The sequence below is a fragment of the Bacillus sp. JJ1474 genome (assembly GCF_036965225.1).
Lineage (GTDB): Bacteria > Bacillota > Bacilli > Bacillales > Cytobacillaceae > Cytobacillus.
Window position 1 is genome coordinate 1 of sequence record NZ_JBALPC010000280.1, and the last position, 4,096, is coordinate 4,096.

Below are 4,096 nucleotides of genomic sequence, written 5' to 3' on the forward strand. Positions count from 1 at the left end.
TTTTGAACATGACGGGCACCAAAGACGGCGTTTGATGACCGTTTTGGCCACTTTATGCGCATGACGGGCACCAAAGACGGTAATTCCCGTTTTAAAGTGTTATCAATTTTCCCTTGCTTAGATGATTTGTATCTTCATTTTACTTTGTTTTTCCAAGCTGGTAAGCCATAATGAGATTACTACGGTACATCTCGGAAAGGGGAATTTTATATGGCAGATTTAAATGTTGGCGATAAGGTAACAGCCATTTATAAAACAGGCAAATATATTGGAGAAATTACAGACATTCGGCCGCAGCACTTTCTTGTTCGGGTTCTAGCGGTGGTTAAACATCCTATGCAGGGTGATTTACATAACCCTAAAGATGCAAATGTTCAAATGTTTCATGAACGCAGAGCTTTAGCGTATCGGGAACAAACAAATGTCCCAAAACAAATGGTTAAACCTTTTGACGGTGATATCCCTGAATTTACAGCTTCTTTAAGAACCGCTTTAGATAAAATGATTCAGGAACTTAAAGAAGATGCCTCCCCTTGGGCAGAGCTTAGCCTAAAGAATATCGAAACTCTTGAGAAGGATTATTTTAAATGAGAAAACAAAAAGCCAAATCGATTCATATGCGATTTGGCTTTTTATGCGAATTTATTTAATAGCTTTGAAAAATCTACCCGATCCCCAATAGTGGTCGGCTCAGGCTTTCCAAGGTATTTCTTATCCTTTTCTACTAATCTAAAAATATTATAAGTAGTCATGGCATCATCTAAAGCACGATGATGTTTTCCGGTGCCTTCCTTTCCATATTCCTGGACGGCCTTCCATAATCCTGTTTGATTCTGATCACCAAAAAAACGTTTGTATTCCATTGATAAGTCCACTTCCTTCCCTTTAAAAGGAAAAGGAATTCCAACCTGTTGACAATTATTTCGCAGAACCCTCATATCCATATTCCCCCACGTAATAATAGGACATGGTTGATTTCCACTCATTTCCTTCATCTTTTTGACCAATTCTATAAAGGAAATCCCTTGATCTACCTGCTCTTGTGAAATATGAAGGAATGATTTACACCGTTCTGATAGCTTCGGAAAGCGAACTGGAGAAACGAAGGAAGAAAATTGATCAAGAATTTGGTCATTGGATACTGAAACAATTCCGGCTTCAATAATTTCTGGATAAAAACCTTTGTACCTGCCATTTTTTTCAGGCATAGTAAATTCAAAGTCAATAAATAAATAATGACACTCTTCCCCCATGTTTACACCTTCTTTCATTGAAAAAATAAACGCACGTCATTTCCACTATTATACCATGGAATTTTTTAATTTTTCTGGGTAATTTCATTTTTAAATGAATTTTTATTTGTTTGATTCTGCTGTAGAATAGAGGTTGGAAGATCTGGCAAGTGCTTTCGGAAAGGAAGATGGGCATTGCGTACGTTAACCGGATATTTGATCATAGTTGCCTTAGTTCCATGCTTCCTTTTGCTTATTTTTGCATCTGGTTCTGAAATATCTAAGGTAAAAAGCATTCACCATGTATTAGAAGAAAAAATCAAAATTAAGCACATATCCTTGCCGCAAACCTCCTATATGAAAGCTCAGAATGGCACCATTATCTCTGAAATTCATCGGCCGTTTAACCGAATAAACCTTGAAATTGAGGACATTCCTCCCTTTCTTACCCAATTATTTATCGTTTCTGAGGATCAGCATTTTTACGATCATGTTGGCTTTGATTTAACTTCCATTGGCCGCGCCTTGGCAATTAATATGAAGTCAAATAAGATTGAGCAAGGGGCTAGTACCATTACTCAACAATTAGCAAGGAACCTTTTTCTTAACAATGAAAAATCATATAACCGTAAACTGAGCGAGCTTCTTTACTCTTATGAGATTGAACGTAAATATACAAAGAAAGAAATTTTAACGCTATATATGAATACCATCTATTTTCAAAATGGAGCCTATGGCATTGAAGCTGCATCTGAGCTTTATTTTCAAAAACATACGAGTGAGCTTTCTAAAGCAGAGCTTGCATTTTTGGCCGCAATCCCTAATAATCCTTCTCTTTATAATCCGGTAAAAAACTTTGAGCAGACGAAGGAAAGACAGGAACGATTAATCGATCAATTAAGCAAGCATCAATTAATCTCAACAGAAGAAGGGGTAGAAATAAAAAGAGAACCCATTCAATTAAATATGAAGGATCGAACTGATTTATTTCCTGACTACGTTACATATGCAGAAGCCGAGCTAAAGGAATTGATCGGGCAGCAGGAAGGCTTTACGGAAAAAATACGATCAGCTAAAACGGAGAAAGAGCAAAAAAATCTTGAAGAAATGCTTGAAAAGCGATTAGAGGAAGTTGTGGCATCAGGAATTATTATTGAAACGGCCCTCGATACAGTTATCCAAGAGCGCGCGAAAAGTGCAGTCACTCGAAACTTGCCCTACCCTGAAATCCAGGGGGCTGCAGCAGTAATAGATCATGAAACCCATCAGCTTGTTGCACTTGTAGGGGGCAAGCAATACAAAAAACATGATTTTAACAGAGGATTTCAAGCCTACCGTCAACCAGGGTCTGCGATCAAGCCATTGCTCGTCTATGCACCTTATTTTGAAAGAAGCGATGCATCCTTACGGAAAAAAATTAATGCAAATTCCTTTTGCAAAAACGGTTATTGCCCGCAAAACTATGGCGGCGGCCAATATGGTTTCGTTACGTTAGAACAGGCATTTATACATTCTTATAATACACCTGCTGTCAGAATCTTAGATTCTATTGGAATTGCAAATGGATTTAAAGATCTAGCCAACTTTCACTTCCGTAAGGTTTCCAAATCGGATTATACTCTAGCTGCAGCAATTGGGGGATTTTCATATGGGATGACTCCACTTGAACTTACATCCGCCTACACAGTGTTTGCGACTGATGGGCAGTACCAGCCCGCTAGAGCCATTAAAAAGGTAACGAATACGAATGGAGAGCTTCTTTATAGCTGGAATGAGCCCAAGGTTCAAGTATGGAGTAAGGATACTACAGACAAAGTACGACAGCTAATGAGAAAAACGGTTAAGTCCGGTACAGCTCGTAAAGCCTACCTATCTGCCGGATATTCAGGCGGAAAAACGGGAACAACGAATGATTATAAAGATTATTGGTTTATCGGTTTAACAGACCAATATACAGCAGGCGTATGGATTGGAAAGGATACACCTGAAAATATTGCATACGTGGAATCGACTGCCCCTCAGCAGCTCATCTGGAAGGAAATTATGTCGGGACAATAAAGGGGGCCATACTTAAATGAGCCCCCCTCTTTTTATATTGGTAAGCTTGCGATAAGGCTGTTATACACCTTAACAGCAAGATAAATAACTCCAGAAATAAAGCTAGACCAGAAAAGCACTTGAAAAAAAATGAGCCCAACAAGACCAAGATAAGATAAAGATGAGCTGACTTTATGCACAAAATATAAGAAATAAACAGCCGTGGTCGCTGCAAAAATAATGCCAATCCCCGTAAAGCTGTTCATACTTACTAAAGATAAGAAGCTTCCGACAAAAAATATAACAGCCCCGCTCCGAATTTGCTTTAAGCTGTCCCCTTCTGAGTCTTTAGAAAAGAACAAAAGAGAAAGCTCGTTAATTGTATTCGCGATTAGCTTCAATGCAGCAAATACCATAAAAAATAACAGCATGAGAAGAATGAGCAGTGAAAGCTTAATCCCGCCCTCTGAAAAAAACTCCAGCATACCAGTATAAATACCAGCATTCTTAAGAAAATCAATGAGAACTTTTTCAACCTTTATCGATAGAGTTAGGCTGAACAATATGATAGAAAGCAGCGGAAAGTAACTCATAAAATATGTATTCTTCATTTTTTCTCCATTCGCTTATTCCTAAAAATCTTTATTGGAAGGAATCAACATTATTCAATTTACTTTTTCTACTTCTTCATTATTACGGAACCTGTCGATTTAGACAATAGTTTGATATTCCAGAAACTAATCATAGGAACGAATAATAATACATAATCTATTTGTTCTTACTTTTCCTGAAATAATAATTAACGAAACAGTTTACTAGTTTAAAGT

Annotated in this window: 4 protein-coding genes; 2 read left to right on the plus strand and 2 right to left on the minus strand. The window is 37.6% G+C overall.

The window, feature by feature from the left end; all coding sequences use genetic code 11:
* The first annotated feature begins 210 nt into the window (after positions 1-210).
* Positions 211-591, plus strand: a complete 381-nt coding sequence (locus V7164_RS24500; RefSeq protein WP_335348020.1) for a kinase-associated lipoprotein B — start codon at positions 211-213, stop codon at positions 589-591.
* 41 nt (positions 592-632) lie between these two features.
* Here V7164_RS24500 and kapD read toward each other — a convergent pair whose 3' ends face one another.
* A complete protein-coding gene (gene kapD, locus V7164_RS24505; protein ID WP_335348019.1) occupies positions 633-1,253 on the minus strand; it encodes a 3'-5' exonuclease KapD in 621 nt (206 codons plus the stop codon).
* 174 nt (positions 1,254-1,427) lie between these two features.
* Here kapD and V7164_RS24510 point away from each other — a divergent pair, with 174 nt between their 5' ends.
* The gene (locus V7164_RS24510) at positions 1,428-3,290 is read left to right on the plus strand and encodes a transglycosylase domain-containing protein (RefSeq protein ID WP_335355527.1); all 1,863 of its coding nucleotides are present in this window, start codon (positions 1,428-1,430) and stop codon (positions 3,288-3,290) included.
* 32 nt (positions 3,291-3,322) lie between these two features.
* Here V7164_RS24510 and V7164_RS24515 read toward each other — a convergent pair whose 3' ends face one another.
* Entirely contained in the window at positions 3,323-3,880 is a 558-nt protein-coding gene (locus V7164_RS24515; protein WP_335348017.1) for a DUF5366 family protein, read from the minus strand.
* Positions 3,881-4,096: the final 216 nt, after the last annotated feature.

Coding starts and splice junctions, on each gene's coding strand:
- V7164_RS24500 (WP_335348020.1), top strand. CDS start 211: ATGGCAGATTTAAATGTTGGCGATAAGGTAACAGCCATTTATAAAACA.
- kapD (WP_335348019.1), bottom strand. CDS start 1,253: ATGGGGGAAGAGTGTCATTATTTATTTATTGACTTTGAATTTACTATG.
- V7164_RS24515 (WP_335348017.1), bottom strand. CDS start 3,880: ATGAAGAATACATATTTTATGAGTTACTTTCCGCTGCTTTCTATCATA.